13 protein-coding genes are annotated in these 20349 nt (G+C 37.9%); all 13 read right to left on the reverse strand.

All coding sequences use genetic code 11. The annotated features are described in order from the left end of the window. Positions 1–2301 carry a TonB-dependent receptor gene (locus tag IR083_RS02120; RefSeq protein ID WP_006797872.1) on the reverse strand — a complete coding sequence of 767 codons (2301 nt, stop codon included), beginning with the start codon at positions 2299–2301 and terminating at the stop codon, positions 1–3. Positions 2302–2609: 308 nt separating this feature from the next. Next, on the reverse strand, positions 2610–3032 hold the full coding sequence (locus IR083_RS02125) for a polymer-forming cytoskeletal protein (RefSeq protein ID WP_006797871.1): 423 nt from the start codon (positions 3030–3032) through the stop codon (positions 2610–2612). An 84-nt stretch (positions 3033–3116) separates the two neighbouring features. Further along, a complete protein-coding gene (locus IR083_RS02130; protein WP_006797870.1) occupies positions 3117–3506 on the reverse strand; it encodes a hypothetical protein in 390 nt (129 codons plus the stop codon). Between the two features lie 28 nt (positions 3507–3534). Further along, positions 3535–8412, reverse strand: coding sequence for a T9SS sorting signal type C domain-containing protein (locus tag IR083_RS02135; protein ID WP_194223072.1), 4878 nt, complete (start codon positions 8410–8412; stop codon positions 3535–3537). Positions 8413–8816: 404 nt separating this feature from the next. After that, a complete protein-coding gene (locus tag IR083_RS02140; protein ID WP_194223073.1) occupies positions 8817–9248 on the reverse strand; it encodes a hypothetical protein in 432 nt (143 codons plus the stop codon). Positions 9249–9425: 177 nt separating this feature from the next. Beyond that, a complete protein-coding gene (locus IR083_RS02145; protein WP_006797868.1) occupies positions 9426–10454 on the reverse strand; it encodes a FimB/Mfa2 family fimbrial subunit in 1029 nt (342 codons plus the stop codon). 15 nt (positions 10455–10469) lie between these two features. Next, a complete protein-coding gene (locus tag IR083_RS02150; protein ID WP_194223074.1) occupies positions 10470–11858 on the reverse strand; it encodes a fimbrial protein in 1389 nt (462 codons plus the stop codon). Between the two features lie 80 nt (positions 11859–11938). After that, on the reverse strand, positions 11939–12439 hold the full coding sequence (locus tag IR083_RS02155; RefSeq protein WP_194223075.1) for a hypothetical protein: 501 nt from the start codon (positions 12437–12439) through the stop codon (positions 11939–11941). Positions 12440–12512: 73 nt separating this feature from the next. Continuing rightward, a complete protein-coding gene (locus IR083_RS02160; protein ID WP_006797865.1) occupies positions 12513–14975 on the reverse strand; it encodes a Calx-beta domain-containing protein in 2463 nt (820 codons plus the stop codon). A gap of 16 nt (positions 14976–14991) precedes the next feature. Then, positions 14992–16851: an OmpA family protein gene (locus tag IR083_RS02165; protein ID WP_006797864.1), complete on the reverse strand. Its 1860-nt coding sequence runs from the start codon at positions 16849–16851 to the stop codon at positions 14992–14994. A 31-nt stretch (positions 16852–16882) separates the two neighbouring features. Continuing rightward, complete coding sequence (locus IR083_RS02170) at positions 16883–17482, reverse strand: DUF3575 domain-containing protein (RefSeq protein WP_006797863.1); 600 nt, start codon at positions 17480–17482, stop codon at positions 16883–16885. A 37-nt stretch (positions 17483–17519) separates the two neighbouring features. Continuing rightward, positions 17520–18527 (reverse strand): hypothetical protein, encoded by a 1008-nt coding sequence (locus IR083_RS02175; RefSeq protein ID WP_006797862.1) that lies wholly within the window; start codon positions 18525–18527, stop codon positions 17520–17522. A 138-nt stretch (positions 18528–18665) separates the two neighbouring features. After that, positions 18666–19913, reverse strand: coding sequence for a FimB/Mfa2 family fimbrial subunit (locus IR083_RS02180; protein WP_006797861.1), 1248 nt, complete (start codon positions 19911–19913; stop codon positions 18666–18668). Positions 19914–20349 lie beyond the last annotated feature (436 nt).

Below are 20349 nucleotides of genomic sequence, written 5' to 3' on the forward strand. Positions count from 1 at the left end.
TTATTTGTTAAAAAGGAAACTTAAACCGATAAAATAGGAACGTCCACATCCCTTCAGTGTGGAAGGGCCACTGACGTCGTGTCCACTACCTCCGGTTGTATTTCTTACGGTTGTTATATCAAATATATTTTTAATTCCGGCATTTATATTCAGATATTTACCTGCGCGCTGGCTAATTGTAAAATCAGCCCAATTGAAACTTCCTACGCCTCCGAGATACAATTCTTTGGTCGTGCTATCGTACTGATATTCGTCTCGGCTACCTGTAAATTTGTAAAACAGATTAAGGTTAGTTTTACTCTTTGTTATATGATAAGTGATACTCGCACTCAGTTCGGGAGAGAAACGAAAATCGGGCATATCTTTATTTTCGGCTGCTACATCTTCGTTGTCTTGCAGATTGTTGTAGCGCCCAACCAGAGAGAAGCCGATATTTGCCTGTAGGTTTTTCCATATCAGTGCATTCTCTAACGTTCCGCCGGTTGTTTTATACTTAGATATATTTTTATATGTGGTTTTGGTCGAATTCTCCGATTCATAAGCTGTCTCTATACGGTCTTGGAAATCGTTATAGAAAGCTGATAGTGTAGAAGTAAGCCTTATATTTTCGTTGTGAAATATACGCCATGTATAAGAGCCTGTGAAATTGTTGGAGTATTCGGCTTTCAGATCCGGATTGCCCTCTATGTCGTGATTGGCATTGTGAAAAGAGAAGTACAACTCCTGTAATGTAGGCGCTCTGAAGCCGTATGCATACGACAGGCGCAGATCCATATCCGGATTTAGCGAAAACTTTGTACTTACCGACGGAATGGCCACCGGAGCATCGTAATCGGCAACTATAATGGAACGCACTCCGGGACGAATGCTGAACCATTCTGTGGCACGCCATTCAGCTGACAGAAAAGCGGCAAAGGTAGAAATATCTGGTTTTCCCAATATACGCCCTCCCGAGCCTTTGTCCCAATTATATTCGACTCCCGGCTGTAAATCTATAGCTGATGTTGCTTTCCATGTAGCTGTGGCACGCATAAACGCCCCCTGGAACTTTGATACATCCTGAGCCGATTCATCTGTCGATAACCATCTCTCACCGCTTTCCAAATCAGAAACAATTGTACGTGTACGACGTTTATAATCCTGATAGGAAGAAACGACGTTGACACCCAGCCTATTGCTTATTTTCCAATCAGCTTGCATGTTGTGGGTATATCTATCAACAAGGTAATCTACGTCTACAATTTCGTTTGAAGTTTCTGTTTTGGGATTTTCCGGTTTAAATGTCGTCTCATCGAGATAACTAAGGCGATACCATACATTCAAGTTTTTTTTCTTATATCCGGCAGTTCCGTCGTAGTAGAACTGATCCTTGGGTGCCCATGTTCTGGCTCGTGCCACTTCGTCGCCTCTCCATCCTCCTGTGACGTTACGCGAGTATGCACCATCGAGGTAGATGCCTGTTTTTGATCCCCAGTTCAGATTCAGGCTTTCGTTGTGGATACCTTCTCCCGAAAATGCTTCATACTCATCTCCTATTGTCTCTTCCTGCACGCGTGCTGATACGGAATAGGTATTCTTTTCGGGTACTACTCTTGCCTTTTTAGTTATCACATTTACCACTCCAGCCAAGGCATCGGTACCATATATGACAGACATAGGGCCTTCTATAATCTCTATCTGTTCGATCGTATTTATATCTATCTGGCTAAGGCTTTGCTTAGTAGCACCCCTATCTACAAGAGGAACTCCATCTACGAGAATTTTTATATTATTGCCCCCCATTCCCATCAGTTCAAATTTATTTTCTCCCAAAGCTATATCATTGGTAATCCGTACCCCGATTTCAGTATTCAACAACGATTGCATATCAGTTGCTGCTTTTTGCTGGATGGCCTGATTATTAATTACTCTTACTTTGTAAAGAGAATTGCGAAGCGACTGTGGGGTAAACTGTCCGGTTACAACCACTTCTTCCAACTGATTTTTATTTTCTATAATAGTAAGGTCTGGAAAGAAGTTTGAAACGCCAGTTTTAATAACAACAGGTGTTTCTTTACGGTGAGCTGCAATAGAATATACGACCAGCGTGTATTCCCCGGCAGGAGCATCAAATTGGAAGCGACCATTTTCATCTGTTATACAACCATAAGTTGTATTTTTCAAAGAGACTGAGATGCACTCAGCCGGCTGTCCATCAGTAGTTTTTACTATTCCTGAAACTTTTTCTTTTGTCGTTTTTTGCGCAATAGTATTCAAGGTGGCTGCAAAGAGTGCAGTCACTATAAATATATACTTTAACATATGTTTATAGAATTATATTAGATATTTTAAATAATATCCGGGATTATTGTTTTTTCATAAAATTCAGTATAATAGTGCCAATTTTACGATTACAAATGTACGGGTAAGGTATAGCTTGTACAATCCCTAAAAATAATGAAAATTGAAATTAACCATACCTATTATTAATGATTGTATGCTTAATGTTGAAATAGAGGATTGAAATCGATACTTTTATGGTAAAAGCCGCCTGATATAAATTATATCAGGCGGCTTCTAATGTACTTCGAATACGTCGTGCGAAATTTCAATTATATTTTACAAAACAGTTATTCTATAGCTAAGGCTTCCGGTACAAAAGTTGCTCTTTCAATTGTATCTTGTTCTGTTACCATCTTACAGGTACCGAAGAAATTTGCGCCTGCCTCGATCTCTAAGTTTAAAGCAGTTATCTCTCCTTTGAAATAAGATGATGATTTAAGCCGGACAATATCATAAGCAATAACATCGCCGTTAATCTTACCCATCAGTTCGATACTGCTGCTTTTGATATTGCCATTGACTCTTCCATCGGGACCAATAATAACTTTTCCTTCGCAATTAATATTACCCTCGATACTACCATCAATCCTTAGATCTCCTTTTGAGTTTATCTCTCCCGAAAACATTGTTGATTGGGATAGAACGCTATGCGACTTATCCAAAGAGGTCGCTGATATAATACCTGATATATTATTTTTCTTATTAAACATATTCAATTTTTATATGATTTTAATTTGTAATATTTTAAATAAATAAGTAAAACTCGAAAAATGACTACTTTCGTGCTCCTTCGTTCATAATTTACACAATGAGCGATAAAATTCCTGAATAATCTGAACAAAATACCGATCCTTAAATAAGGTTATCCACCCGTCTTTCCATTGTTGAAAACCTTTGCATTTAATCCCGCAATTGAGTACCATTTGATGTTCTGTTCTTTCTATAACCCTTAGTTGAGGATTACCGGCCTTTTCATATCCATTCTTTAAGACAGATATTAATATTGTTTTCTTATTTTCAGGCTCTACGTATTTAAAAACGGCATCAACACAACAAATAGAGTATAGATAAAATGCCGAATATTCGTACGCAAACCAATAATCATTAATTTTATACAGGTATATCTGGTTATTATCAGAATCATTTTTACTTTCTTTCATCAATATTTGTTGCATGTTATCCATGAGTTCGCTTATTTTAATCAATTATTACTTACAAAGCCATTATTTTTTCCACTTTAGTTTTACCATCTTCTGTTCGCACTTTTACAATATATAAGCCTTGGGCTAACGATAGAGATTTGGTATAAACTGTTGTGTTTATCTGCCTATTTGAATGTATCAGCCTTCCATACAAATCATATACATGAACAGTCTTAATTATTCTATCCGATTTTACATCCAAAACTCCATTTTGATAAACTATATGAATGCCATCATTTACACTTCCGACAATATCGCCAGGAGATGCCATACGTAACACAAACCTGTCTGCATCTATGTATTTGTTTTCTACTGTTGTCTTTCGCTGATTAAAATGATAAGTATCATTATCGGTCAAATCCTGCTCTATAGACATAAATTTATCCACTAATACAGGGCGCACGCCATAAGTCGAATAAAATTCAGATACATTTTCGAATGTAAACTTCAGAGGTTTTTGAGTATCGGAGCATTTTACACCTATACCTATTTCCTTGACACCTTCCTCAATTGCCTGAACAAGATTATAATCGTTACCGTCAGGGGTGATGAAGAATGTTTCGGGTACAATGTGTCCCTCTGTATATATCATTTTCTTCACATTACTCTCATTATTCCCCATCCGGGATGCATTCAATATAGCATAGTCTCCTGACATATCATTATTGTCACTCGTTTTCAGATAGAGAGAACTTCCTTCCGGCAATACTTGGGATAGTCCTCTGAAAGCAGGTCCGGTCAGAGCATATGTCCCTTCGAATGGATACAATAACTCCGTGCTATTTACCCCTTCGGCCAATGTCACAATAAATGCCTGTTGAGGTTTGATATTGTTTGTCGCCGAAAACGGGCGGTTCTCCCATATTTGCAATGTACTATTGAATACAAAATATCCATCACTAACCAATAGTTTCGGTGCTATCGGATCTATATTATTGGCATCAAGGAAACGCTTAGAATTTATAGATGCCATAAATGGATTTCCAACCATAACTTTCTGTGATGTGGCAATGTGTTTCGATATTTCCTGAGCATATCCTGGTACACTATTTCCACCTATATTAATGTTCTTAACCTCATTCGAAGATGTTTCATATATAAAGCGATAAGCCTCCGATCCACGTTTCATTCGTCCTACCGGAGAATATATCAATTGAAGTGTTTTAGTATCAAAATAGAAAAACTTACTTTCTCCGGTAAATTTATCATAAGTGTGAGCTGGATAAAATGGCGCTTTCGTTTCATTTTCAAAGTATGGGAATTCCAGTACTCCTTCAAGGCCATCCATATGACAATGATTATTATAGCCTACTTGATCTTTGTATGAAGGAACTTTTATTGCAACCGCATTGTTAGTTTCTGCCAGATTAATATCATTTCTCGCATATGCTTTACTGAAGTCTCCGGCTTCTACCTCTACAGACTGCCCGGTTACAGGGTCTTGTATATTAAAACCACCCTGCCATGTTACCGGAAAACCGCCAAATGAAAAGTCTCCCGATGCCATATTCTTTAATGGAGCAGCTAAGGCATACCAGGTATCCCGTTCTTTCACCAAACATGAGGATCCTGAACCATTCATATCGGGTTGAGTACCTTCAGCCAACCCACTTGTGCTACTGTAATATCCCCAGTTATACTGAACAAAGGCTTTCTCATAAGCTAATTTATATTGATACGCAACTTCGGATCCATACTGGAAAGTAATATTCTTACATTGCGGAGTTCCATATAAATCAACGGGTGTACTCATCAAGTCCAATGAAGGGTAATTATTAGAACCACCTGTTATCTGAACATCGGTACATGCCAATGGTACCATTCCCAGCTGGTTACCATCTTTATCTATCCAGTTGTCAGGGTTATTCCAATTACTATCTGCTGCTGTCTGTTTCCAGTAAAGCGCTGTTGGCTGAGCCACAACCTTTATAAGGAATGCATTACTGTTATGCTTAAATGTATTACAGAAATCATCAGTAGTTACTCGCCTGAAGTAAGTATCTGACGATAATACACCTGGTGTATAATCTTTAGCCATAGCTCCTGATATATTCGTCCATATAGTCCCATCCGTGCTTGACTGCCATTGGTATTTCAAATTAGCTGTGCTACTGCCGCCAGTACTTACATCTCCCTGTATCGGAAGAGGAACCATATTTTGACATACAAATGAGTTGCCTTTTATTGTTCCTGCTACAACCTGAGGGTGTACCTCTACCTTTATTATATCAGTATATACAGTACCGCAAGACGCATTGTCTTTTGTTTCACGTCTATAATAAGTTGTGGCTGTCAGCGCTGGTGGCGAATAAGATGCAGAAGTACCATTAGTAGCAATATTTGTCCAACCACTTGTTCCGTTTGCACTCGATTGCCATTGGTATTTATAATTACCATCACCTCCGATACCGGAAGTTCCTGTCAACTGTGTAGGTAAGGCGCTATAGCAAATAGTCTGATTACCTGATATCGTTCCCGCTTCTAATTTAGCATATACAGTTATTTTTACCACATTACTATATACAGGTCCACAAGATGCATTATCTTTGGTTTCACGTCTATAATGTGTAGTAGTTGTTGATATGGGTGGTAAATACGACACCGATGTGCCATTAGCATCGACATTCGTCCAACCACTTATTCCATCTGCGCTCGATTGCCATTGATATGTATAATTGCCATCGCCACCGGTACTAACGGTACCTGTTAATTGTAGGGGTGCTGTATTGTAACATATAGCCTGAGTAGTACCAACAGTTCCGGCTTTTAATTCAGCCCGTTCCTCTATTTTCACAGATGCAGTGGCTGTAGTAGTCCCCAATTGATTATCTTTCACCTCTCTGCGAAAATAGGTTGGAGATACCGTCAATGCTGCTGTAGGCGTATAATTAATCGTGTTAGTACCTGATATATTCGTCCATGTTGAATTGTTTGTGCTTATTTGCCATTGATAAGCGAAGTCTCCGGAACCACCTGTAGGCGTAGTACCTGTTATCTGTGCAGGGATCTTTCCAAAACACACATATGGCTGGGCAGTTAAACTTCCTGCCTGTACTGCATTTAAAATCTTGTAAGGTCCGTATCCTCCATTGGTCAGCGGCGGATCCGTTACTGTCTTACTGTGTCCGTAAACAACACCAGATACTACATACCAATGTATATAATACGTACCCACAGCCTTGCCACTAAACGACACCGTTGAAGCTGTATTTGTAGATTCAGCGGATGGTCTGGTCATATTAGTCCAGCCGGTAAGAGGAGTCGCAGCCAAAGCTGCATCATAATCAGGCTCAGTTGTAATCAGGTATTTAGCTGTAACATCATTCGCATCATAAGGAACGGTAAGTCCCGAATGATTAATATTCAAATTTAATGTAACTTCATTTGTTGTCGGATGTACAACTGTAAATTTATTTTGAGAAGCCGATACCTTGATATATGTATTAGTATTCGTATCGTTATAAACAACGCGTTGTGTAATTACCTGACGAATATATCCGGTCGCCGCACCATCCCATATTCCACTAATACGAAGTACATCATTATAAATACCAATCGCTTTACCCTGTTGTATAGGTACGCTTATATAATACACCTGACCACTTGACAAAGTATTTGGTTCACTAATTTCCGTAACGCCATCCGGGCCATAATATTTTATATCTGAGAAATTGGAACTTGCACCGGCCTGTAGGTCAAAATCAACACCAGTCATAGGTTTTGAATCGGTGTAAGTCAATTTTAATTTATAAGAATTTGTCAATGCCTGTACAGAAGAATATCCCAGTTCTAAAGGAATAGCAGCTGTTGCTTCGAATGCCATACTTGTATTTAACAGCGGAAGAGTAATCGTCTTTGCTGCAGTTACAGTTGTAGTCTGCGGTCTGAAAGGACGATCGAGAGTAGCAGAGATTGTACTCCTGGCGTCAGTAAAAAATGTGACATTTTGTGCAAATGTTGCCCGGAAATTTATTTGTCCGGCTGTACCAGTATTACCGAACTTTATTTTCTTAAGATCGCACATATCCTCAGTAATACCAAGAGCCGTGAAAATATTTGAAACAGAAGTAGTTTCCGAGATATCAGCATAAATATCCGCATCCATCGTATTTTCTACAGTCTTCACTGTTACTAACGGACTTTGCGGATCACCCACATAGGTAATACTATTTGCTCCGGCCAGACCAGGTTTTCCACTCTGCTCGGATGTCGCTGTAATTTTTGCCGGAAGTAATGCTATAATACTACTAGTATATGAATACCAGCCATTATTACCACTCATATTGGGACAGCCCGTTCCAATTCCAGCGCTATGATCACCACCATAGGCAGTAACATCACCGCCAAAAATTATAATATTTCCGGAAAACAATGTCATATATCCACCCCCGATTCCGGCACCACACCTTCCTCCACGAGCAAATATTGTCCCACTGGATATTAGAATATTACCACCCGACACACTCTTACTTCCCGTTTGGTTACTAGGTCCCCATGATGTAACAGTTCCTTGAATCCCTGCATCACCAATAGTACCTGCATAAGAGTTTGGTCCACCTATTCCGGCACCACCATCCGAATTGTGATAACTACGTGCTATAAGTCCACCGGATGCATTATCCGTCTCATCGATAGCTTTGATATGTATCTGTGCACCTAAATCTACTTGTAGCGCGGCTGCATTGCTAAAATATTGACTTGTAGGTTTTGTTGTTTTTGGATCATATGTACTGGTTCCTCCAGATTCAAGTTGATTATTGCCTTTTAGAATAATTGTCACTTTCGTTTTCGGGTCTAGTACATCTCCGTTATTTAGACCTTTAACTCTGATGGCAGCATAATTATTAGCACCTCTTATATGCACATTATCCAGGGTAATAGTTCCCATATAACCCGTTTCAATTATAACCCTATTAGCCGTTTCATTTCCTATACCTTCCCCTTTAATAATATAATCATTGCCGAAAAGAGCACTTGATATCGTTAAAGTACCTTGTGTATTGATATTATGTGTTATTACAGGTCTCTGCGCATGAAGGGCAGTGGTAACGATCAAACCTAAAAACAGAATAGGAAATAATCGTATAAATTTTTTTCTCTCCCGTTGTGTAAAGAAATGAAATAACCGAGAAGGTCTGTGTTCATCAATAATTCGACCACATGAAATTATATTAGATAAAATAGTAGAAATATTCATATTTTGAGGGATTTATTTAATCTCATAATTAGAAAGACAATGTGTAATTTTAAAATTCTCTATACTATGATTGCTTCAATATAAATTCTTAATAACTATAAGTTATTTTGTTTTAAAATAAATGAAACAATCTTTTTGGGTGATTTGCCATCGGGATCTATTACATCCTGTTGTAAGTGTAATTTATTTTCAAATAAATACCATCCTGTATTGAAGGGTAAAGGAAGGGTTTCAAAACTCAAATTAGTATCATAGAATTTATATTCTCCTTTCAATATTTTTCCATTATGTACAATAATTATTGTATCTTGTTTTATTTCCATTTCTGAAAAAATATCAACGTCTCCACTTTTGTTTATCTTAGTATATCCTGAATCTTTAATCTCTACTACAGAAAGATTTTCCAAAACCCATTTTCCTTGTAACAAGTTCTTGTCACCGTCCTTCGTCTGTGCAAAAGAAAATAGCGACAAACAAAAGAAAAGTAATAACAAGGATGCTTTTAAATATGTAACTTTCAATATCATAGTTTTTCTATTTTGTTGAATGAACCTAGTTCTTATAAAAATTTATATAAAATGAACCCAAAAGCAATTCGATAATTTTTTAAAAAGAAACCTGCGAATCTCCCGACTCACAGGATTCACCTTAACACAAACTTTACAAAACTTCGAATAACCCACTTTGGGCTACATCATTATTCGTTAATCGAATGTTATATCCTGATCTATGAAATCCTCCCAGTCTTTCACCGTCACCTTTACATCGAGGTCAGTATCAGGTTCGCCTCTGAATTTCAGTACTACCTGAACAATACGGTTGATTTTAGGGACAAAAGGTATTTCGATAGGAGTTTTTCCATAATAACTGGCATTATTTAACGGCATACTTGCACGCAGGCGTAGTTTGTGATGTGTAGTATCGCTATGTGTAGTAGCAAATGAGTCATCACCTCTATGTGCCGGTACAATAAAATCGACAGTATCTGCTTTCAGTTGACTATTAAAATTGAAATATTCCCTTATTGGCTTATCAGACTGGTATGGAGTATCTCTGGTAGGAAGATACTTTCCGCTCCAAGCCAAAGTTGTTGGTACATCCAGTAATTCCACAAAAGCAAGAGGATTAGTTCCCGCTACGATATTACTAAAACCGGTATATTCTTCTAATATCACCTGTATTTTTGCCACATTTCTGTTTAGAGAAGCATTCTTATAAGTTGGTATGCCTTGTTGTATCTCTGTATTGAAGATAGGCGCATAACTTAATTCTGCCGGAGTTTGTGATAGGAACTGATTCGCAGGAGCTATCAATTTGGTCTCCCACATCGGGGAAGTATCAATATCGCCTCCGTATGGAATATTCAATTGGCCTGAAACATCTGTATTGCAACTGATGAGTACCAGATTCCACTCCCCAACTGCCATCGTAGTGGAAAGTTTGTCCCCTGATTTATCAACATTAAATTGTTCTTTGACAAATTTCCTATCCTCATCAAATACATACAAATGTGAATTATTAATTAATTCAGCAGGTACTGATTTTGTTTGCAAGGACAGGCTGGATTGTCCGTCCTCTCCCTGAGGAATTTGCATAACATTACTGTCCGTACAACCTTGTAGAAGAAGCATTAAAAGCAATACTATAAAGGTTAAGAAGAATAAAGTCATACATGTTTTCAAGAAGAAAACAAAACGAGGTAAAGATGTATATATAATAGTTTTTATTCTCATAATTTTTCTTTTTTCTTACTTATAAGTATTTCCTTCCCAAGGAAAGAGATTCTTACCTATTGTTTCATCTATCTCGATCGCCATATTCGGACTCTGTGCACTTTTTAAGAGGCTGGCATTATTTCCATATACAGTTCCCAAACCTTTTATTGTAGCTTTGATACCATATTGGTAATTGCGTTTTATGTAATCATGTGTTGTTTTTCCCGGTGCCGGAGCATTTACTATTACCGGATAATAGCACTTGACCGTTTTAATAACCCCTGCATCTTTTGTACTCTCAAAATTGTATCTTACACCTATCACAAAATAGGTAGGATAAAGGGTACTTTCATCGTTTTCGAAAACATAATACCATAAAGGGGTATCATTGGCCGTTACGTCAGATGTTATATCATATTTTTGTGTGAAGATTGGCTCTGTTAAATAGTTTGTCAATTCGCTTGCCGGGTTAAGATTATTTAATAACATCGGACTTTTCAAAAACTGGTATCCGGTATTACATCCATGACCAAATTTTCCGGACAGCACATTTCCTGATTCGGCAGGAAACCACGATGCAGTTTTCACATTCATCATAAATACCGAATCGATATGATATGTATAATTACCTGTAGGATAATTCTTTTCAAATTCTATATCAGTTGCCAGGTCAAATTCAATCTTTTGAATCGCCACCCTTGCCACCAGCCGTTCCAATACAAACGGGTCAGCTCCAAACAAAGCATGCCCATAATCAGATGCAACATCTCCGGGACGGCCATTGTTTGATGTATATCCCAAGTAATGTTGTTCTTCTGTATTTTTAAAACTTACATTCTTCTCATAATGGCACATGGTCAGATTGGTCTTCATATCTGAAGGATTAATCCCCCCTATTGGAGGATTATCACCCGGATTGGGATTTACCGTCCCAGGATGAGGAAATAAACCTTGCGTATTCAGTTTTTCATATTTTTGTAGAAATTGTGTAATATTTTTGACAGAGGCAAAATATCCTTCCGGGGCATTGGCTATAACATATATATCCCGTTTTCCGGCTGTCAGGCTGATGCCTTTTATTTCATCTATGGTTTGATACTCATTTCCGTTGATTATTTTACGCGGTACAGAATCATGTCCGTCAACTTTTCCAGCTTCATATTCTCCTGCTGATTTAAATATTAAAACATCGAGTCTGTAAATCTGACTTTCAAAATCAGAATCATCAATATTGCCTACCGACTTTTCTTTTGTATCCTCATTCGGGTTCAGTAACATGGAAAGAAAAATCTTCTTTTCACCATCAGTATTGCCACCCTCATCAATAAAGACACTATCTGCGGAACAGGAACATACAAATCCCATTATCCACAGGAGTATAATGGTCATATTTATATGTTCTTTTATATTCATTTTTTTCATTGCTTGTACCATTTATCCTTACGATTATACTGATCCTAATTCCTTAATATTCAGGAATCAAGCATATTATTTTCAGGATGTTATTGAAAGGTATAATGTACATTACACCAAGCTATAGTTGCTTTTTTATCTTTTAGATAGGATAATGAATTTACACCTGCATAATTTAATGCACCAAAACAGGTTTCGTCCCTATTTTTTGCCCTGCGCTGCATAAAGGACAATTCTTTTCCAACACCGGTAAGACCTTGTTTTATCACCAGTTTATTCCTATCGCCATAAGCAAAATTGTTCCAGGAATTATGTATGGTATTATATATTTGCAAAACCCCGTTTTCGAATCTGTAGGTATAAGTATATTTTTCGGGAAAGAAAGCCAGTGTTGTATCATCTATAAACGCCAACATTAATTCCTTACAGATACTTTTTTTCTGTACAATATATTGTTTCCAAATGGCCATCGGGTCAAATTCGGAAGAATCCAACTCTACTGCCCCTTTACGGGAACCAGCATATACCTTAAACTCTTTAATTACAGAATGTCTAAAAGACAGAATAGAAGGGACGTTTAAATATTCCATATTTCTCATTCTTTAAATTAGTTATTCAAAAACAGGGTCAGCAAATAAAAACAAAACAGATACTTTTTAATTGTTAATCATTAATTACAAAGCTTGCTGATTTGCCTTCGGTTGAAATGGATATTTGTGGGCTATACTCCGGTGTGGTTACAGAATTAATTTCCATAACTAATTTTTTAGGCCCGGCCTTATCTTTATCGAAGAGAACGATACCATTCAGATTCACGGTACTACGATTGCCATCACCCCAGATACGGAGGTCATGAAGGTTAGTCAGAACAAAGTCTTTCCCCTCTGTGGCTGTAGTTTCAGCTCCAATCGAACATGTTACATTTACGTCTCCTCCTGTAGCATTTGTCAGTAATGCTCCGTCAGACGCTCTCAACAATGATATGCGATAAAAGCCAGAGACAATATTATTCATTCTTCCATGGTCACCCAAAGAAGTAATAGCAATCATAGCCTGTTGGTCGATAATATTACCGGCACAACTCAACAGCGAACTTTCAAAATTGATATTTGCATCGTTTATAGCATGTATTTTATTGAAATCCACCACCACTGACTTAGGTAATTCATAGCGTGTATCATTCAGGGTCTTCACATTAAACGCACCTGTTTTTTGGCCTTTGCTTATGACTACGCGCGGTATTATTCCCATATCAAAATCCAAAGCGTCAGCAGTCCCTTTACCATATACACCATCTACAATAATGTCTGATCCGGTTGAATTCACTAGCATCTCACCATTTGTCTTGAATATTCCCAGTTCGTATGTAACATCTTTCTGGTCTTCTACACCATCTTCGGTATTTACCAATTTTACCAAAACTTCCTGATCCTCAATCGTACCAATACCTACAGGCTTCACCAGGTAACTGTGATTTACATTAGCCAGATGCATTTCGAACACTTTGCGTCCCTCCATTAGGTTATTAGCCTTGATAGGCACTTCCACATCTTGTTTTATCATATAGCGTGTAGCACCGTCATTGGCTGGAACAAAAGAAAGGCTTCCTTTTATCGGGGAGTAGTTGTCCGTCTCTGTTGCCGTCCCTGCCTTAGTTCCGTATTCAACGGTTACAGGCACAGGTACACCTTGCTCTGTGGTTGAATATCCAGTAAGTGTTACTGTAAACAATGCAGTTGTATAACCATTGACAGGTTTATTAATTCTCACATCAGACACATATACACCATGACCGAGCTTAACCACCCTGTTGCTTCTTCCTTTGAACAATATGTCTCCGTTGGATGTAAAGTTGATTTCTTCAAAAACATTCCTCTCATTTTCGATAGCATACCGGTCAAAGAGCATATCACCCATGTTGGAGAGCATGCAAATACGTCCCGTTGCTGTACTAGCTAGGAAAATACCATTCTGAGTCAATTGGGTTTTATCGAAATTTCCATCGGTAGATTTCTGATATATCTGCCGTCCGTCTTTAGCCAATCCTACAATTGTTCCGCGACCACGGTCTGCATCGAAACCGACTACGACAGATTCTCCTGAAACAGGATTCAAACCCATGCCTGATATACTTCCTCTCAAGATATACTTCAAGAGGTCTGTACCATCGTTACGCAAAAGCGAGTAATAACATTTATCGCCGCCATTACCTCCAACCAGTATGTTTCCATTGTTTGCCAAATAGAGATGCTCTAATGTAGAAAACTCCGAAGCAGGAACAATTTCCTTGTTAAAGACAATATCTCCCTCAGTTCTGATTTTTATAACGCGACCGCCTGTAGAAGCACTACTCCCTATAAGGAAGATATGATCGTCAGGCGCTGTTATCATTTTGTGTATATGAAAACCCTGATCGGGCAGATTTGTTACAAAAAACGGTTTGCCCTTACTATCTAAACGAACTACAGAAGCAGTGGTCCCCTCTTCTCCGGTAAATGCGGCATGTATATATTCTGTAGTACTGCCTAAAACATCGAAACCGATACAAGTCCCGCTTTCGCTGGAAAGATATTTATATATGACTTTCCCTGTAGCATCTACTTTTCCCAACAATCCGGCTCTTACATCCCCTGTCTTCGGCTCATAGCCACCGAGTACAAGATTTCCGTCTTTTAATACTTTTCCACAGAATAATTCGCTACCATCTTCCCCGAGATACACATCGGTAAGAATTTTCCCTGTGTTATCTACAATAATGGCACGACCACATACCTTATTTGTTTTCTTTTTCAAAATAAGATAATTGGACTGTCCCAGAATTAATATTTTATTTTTGTCTATATAAGAAACGCTATTCACTGATGTGAAGCCTGATGGTAAGGAATGAGAGAAATAAATATCTCCTTCACGTTTCACCCATGTTATTGTGGTCTTCTCACCTACAGATCCCACCAATACAACCTGACCATCCGAAGCCGGATAAATATGCTGGTACTGAATACCTTCACCATCATACGTCCTGTCATAGACTACCGGCATATACTGAGCATTAGCCTTTTGTACTGAAAACCCAATCAATAGAGCACAAATCAGTAAACTTTCCAATATTTTTCTTCTGTACTTCATGTATATATTTGTTATGTTATTTAATTACTGCTTTTATATCTACTCTTCTGGCTTTTCTATTCATCCATATCTTATGGTTCCAAATAGATGTATTCCGGTTATCATTATAGAATGGGACCTCCAGTGGCGAATCGCTGTTGACGAATATCTTACCTTTACCTGTCACCCTCGCACGTGCTTTAATACCTTGTTGTGACAGCCATTGGGCAACAACTTCAGCCCTTCTTCTCGATAAATCGTAGTTGTAGTCTTCTGTCCCCATTTCGTCTGCATATCCATCAATGATCAAAGACTCTATATTATGGAGGTCTGTTTCTGCAAGCCACATCTTTAATTCCTGAATTGCAGAAGGAAGTAAAACCGATTTGTCGAAGTCGAAATACACACTCAGTAAAGACTCAGATTCAAGACTGAATTCAGGCACAGACTCCCTGCGAGGTCTATTAAAGTTTCCTTCATTATTGACTAAAACTATAGCCCCATTTGTTATTGCATCTACTTCCGACATTCCGTATATAAGATTTTCCCTGCCAAAATTCTTATTCCGTTCGAAATAAAAAATATCATCTTTGTTGAAACGCTGCCTGTCTGATACCACATATCCTTTATCCTTGTCTATTCGGAGCATGCTGAAGTCGTTGAGAACAGTATTTATCGGATAATCGAAATGGGTAAGACTTCCATCCAGGATCTTACCATTTTCATAGCTTATACCGTATATATCATAGCCTCCAAAGCCAACATGTCCGTTTGATGAGAAGACCAGCATATCATTAAATATGGCAGGAGATATTTCATCACCTTCTGTATTTACCTGTTCACCCAGATTAATAGGATCACCCCAACTTTGTAGCTTCTCATCCCAATGAACAATATAGATATCATAGCCACCATAGCCACCATCCATATCGGATGAGAAAAGGACAGAACGATTCCTGTTGAATATAAAAGGATGCGCATAAGAAGCTCCTTCTTTCTGAGGGAAAGCGGCCCTGAATGCTGACCAGCCTTTACGATTCTTATTATATTCGGAATAACGTAACTTTGTTTTATAGGTATTCACACCACCGGAGGACATCTCTATAGATTCACCCTTATCATATGCAACCTCCGTTACTATCATTTTTGACATATCATCAGAAAAAGATAGCGGCCCATTTTGCAAATCGACAGGAATCATATGCAGTAATGGCTTCGATTTTCCTTTTTGGGATGAGTTGATCGAATATTCGGAATTCTCATCCAAAGAGTAATATCTGGTTCTGTGGTAAAACTTTTTGTTCGGGTCATGGAATCGGCTGCTACTTGTAGCATAGAAATATTCATTTCTCATTTTTCCTACCCAGAATTCAGAATATGGAGTGTTAAACTTATCGAGCTTTTGAATATTAAACTCGGGTGTACCTACAGGCAAGAAACCATCCTCATAATTTAACGCATGTAATATATTCAGATAGCGTTGATCCTTTTTGTATACATCTCTATAGGCGTATTCCCTTGCAATTCTGATTGCTTTCAATTTTTCACCGGAATACCTTAATGCATCCAAATAGTTACAGATATCTATAGATGTAAATAGGTTTTCGTTTGATGATATTGCCGCATCGTAATGAGGTATTGCCGACACATAATCCAATAATGTCAGATAAAGCCTTGCTGTTTTCAGGTGAAGGACGGCTGTATAAGTATTAGTCTTTACTTCTTTTAATGCAGATTCGTAAAGTTTCATTGCTTTATCAAAATCCTGTTCAACAAACTTGCGGTCAGCCTTTACCTCTATTTTACGGGCTTTATTATCCTGTTTATCCTGCCGCACATCCTGAGGGTATACATTAAACGATAATGCAACCAAACAGCATAGGGATAAAAATCGCATTCTTATTTTTCTGTTTATCATTAGCTATATATTATCTGAATATATTATACACTAAGTGAATTCCAAACTTGGTCGGTCCCCAATAACTCTTCGTTTTTTTACTTTCCAGAGGAAAATCGGCATATTCTCCTCCCAGTTCGAATTTATCGTATTGTAAATGGGCATATCCGACTCCGGCATTGATATCTAAGCGAAATCTGCTGGATAGATAAAATTTATAGCCAATGGTAGCACCCGTGGAAATCCCCCATCCTTTTCTTCGATAACTGGTTTTAGTATCATCGCTGTTTTTGAGGCCAATATTAAAATTCCCGGCCATGGCATAAGGACCGATGTACAATCCATCCCAAAGATCATTGGTGTAATAATATTTTGGCTTGATATAATATCGCAGATCGACACTTCCTATCAGTGTTCTGAATACCTCTTCGTTCTTTTTGAACAGATAAGGCGCCCAAAGAACATCGCCATTAACAGTAAGCTGTTTTCCGACCGACCATTCAATACCGATGTTGGGATTTCCTGTAGCAATCAGTGGTATGTTTGTTTTTATAGCCTGAGCGTCGGCTCCGGGACAACATACTATGAATAAAAGTAAGCTGCTAAATATGTACCGCAAAGGACGTTTCATTTATTCAATCGTGTTTATTTATTAGTTATTTGTCTTATCATATCTCTGTTCCTCCACCTCCGGGAGTATTGTTGCCCCCCGATTCGATGTCAGAGTTCCAATCTGATGGATCCTCCAGACGAAGTATCTGTATATTATTTCCATCTACTGTCACAAGGATAGTTTCATCCATATGAAGGATAGTCGCTTCCCCTGTAACTCTGTCAATCAGGTCTATGGCAAGTGTACTTATTATATCGTTATTTTCGTCCAGGAAGCTTAACTGAAGGCTTATTGGCTCTGTGACACCATCTACCGGGCTTAGAGATGGAAAATAGTAATTATCAAATCCAAAGTCAAAATCCGGATATGGATTTTCGGATAACTGTGAGGTAAGTAAAATTTTGTCATCGATACTGTTACGTGAAGACCTTGTATCAAGTGGGTCTGTTATTTCTATTTGAGATAAGTATTGTGTCACTCCGACTCCTTTTGCCAATATTTCAACTTTCTTAATATTACTAAAAGTGAGTGAAGAATTCAGGTTGGTCATATTTTTGAAAGCAACACATATACGCCCTACATATTTCTTTTCAAACCACGCAGTATCTGTCACTACAGGTCCAGGAAAGTGGATGAAGGGTTTCATGCTTTCCAAAAAAATTACTGACGGCTCTTCATAATATCCTTCTTCATTTTGTTTCAACCCAAAGCGGGCTGTACTGAAGGCATCGATCTCCGAGAAATTGACTCCGGAAATATTTGTGAAACAATATACAGAATGCTCTCCGGGAAAAAGCTTAAAATTAAAATTACCGACTCTCGTTCGGGCATTATCCTCGAACGGGTAGGATGAATAACGCTCTTTTTCCAGATTGCTATTATATATAAAGATGCTGATATCATTTATTTTATAAGTATCTGTCCTCGTATTCATGTCAACCTTAGGAACATATATTACATAGTTCGATTCATCTTCGAAATAATCATATGTGCAAGATGGTGCAAAACAGATGCATACCGATAATATAAAATAAAGAAGACCGCTATATATTCTATTTGTCATTTGTTCTTTTGCTTTGTGAAGAAAAAGCTTCTGTTTGGGTAACCCCTTCCCATGCAATAATCCGAATTTAACTCCGGATCATTGCACCTAAAGGAGAAGATCAAGTAATAGATTGATGTGTCTGAATGCTGTATTTAATTAAACTTCCTGATCTGTTCTTTGTATATTATCATTCCAGTCCTGAGGCGGTTCAACTGTGATTATCAAATCACCTTCTTCTTCCGGACCGGGAGGATTTATGATCGAACCGCGCGATCTGATAGTAAGGTTTACTTCACGGATTACATTCGGAGTAAATCCTCCTTTTATAGTTCCTGACCAATATAAAGGTGTTGGAGTTGTTATTTCTGTTCCATCATCAAGTTTATATCCGGCTGGAGCCAAAGCACTGATTACGACATAGTATTTCCTGCTATCCTGTGCATCTGCGCTAATATCCATACTGGCAGTTGTTAAAACATTAGGTAATACAATTATATCCTGCCACAGCGTGAAGTCAGCATCTATGATTTCAGGATTTTTATATTTATCTGCACCAGGATTAGCGGTATTGAATGTAGTAGTACCGGTAGCACCTATCATTACCCTATTCTCGTTGGAATTCTGATTTAAGATACCACCCAAAAACACAGGTGATGTATGTGGTGTCTTGATCCCGAAACCAACAGGTAACCTATGGACTACAATAAAGTTAGATGCATCGGCAAAGTTCACTTTTTTTCCTGTCTCATTAAGGAAATCAGCTTTCTTATTAATCCTTACACGCATGAGAGAGACATCACGCTTGAGCTTTAAAGTACCCAGGTTAGCAGGAGTTCCTTCTACGATATGAACATCTTCTGCATAAGCGGTAAACACTTCCGAAGCAGGTGCATAAGCCTCATCTCCTGTTTCAAAGACATGTCCTGTAGGAAAAGTAATTTTCTTAAGATCCATAAAGATCTGAGAATTTAAAATTCTTCCCCTTACATTAAAATCTGTAATTGCCTCACTGGTTGCACCCCCGGCTACATAAGTAGTGATATTGTTTTTTGTACTATTTTTCATATTTGCAACCAGTGCCAGGTCATAATCACCTACAGGAATATTGGACCATGGAAAAGTCGTATTGCCATCAGATGGTTGTATTTCATAAGAAAAGACAACTTTACCTGTTCCTTGTTCATATAAAAACATCTGTGCGCGCTCAATATTACTCCAACTTGTGATTGGTATAGCTTTAGAAAGAGCTGTGGCTTTGACACCCGAACCTGCTTCTTCAAACGCAAGGTTGAAAGATAGTGAACCCGTTTTGTTTTCGTCTCCATCAGGCTTTTGCCCGTCATCGTTACTACATGCAGAGAACAATAGTGTAGCAGTAATTAAACTAATAAAAACTTTCTTCATTTGTTAAATAAATTAAATTATATTCTGTTATTAATAATAAAATACCGTTAACATTGGCCTCGTAATATTTTATTATTATAACTGTCTGGCTTCTCTTTTTATTTAAAGAGGTGTAGCTTCAACATTTGATCTTAAGTGATTAATTTTTTTGTAATTTGTTGTAATTAAAAACTAAAATTTACTTTTGTATCACAAAACAGTGATAGATGAACACTAACTGGAAAAACCTTTGCAAACTTAGGCTAATAAACGTTTTGTATACTTATTAATATTTACCCCTTATTACATAATTCTGACATAAATTTAATTTGATCCTATAAAAACATCTTATATTATTCTTTCTTTAAAGGATTTGACACTCTCGGAATCTACTTGATTTATAATACGTTTACAATGCACAAAAAAATGGCGCAACCGAAAAATTCAGTTGCGCCGA

Source organism: Dysgonomonas sp. GY75, assembly GCF_015234155.1.
In the GTDB taxonomy this organism is placed as follows: domain Bacteria; phylum Bacteroidota; class Bacteroidia; order Bacteroidales; family Dysgonomonadaceae; genus Dysgonomonas; species Dysgonomonas gadei.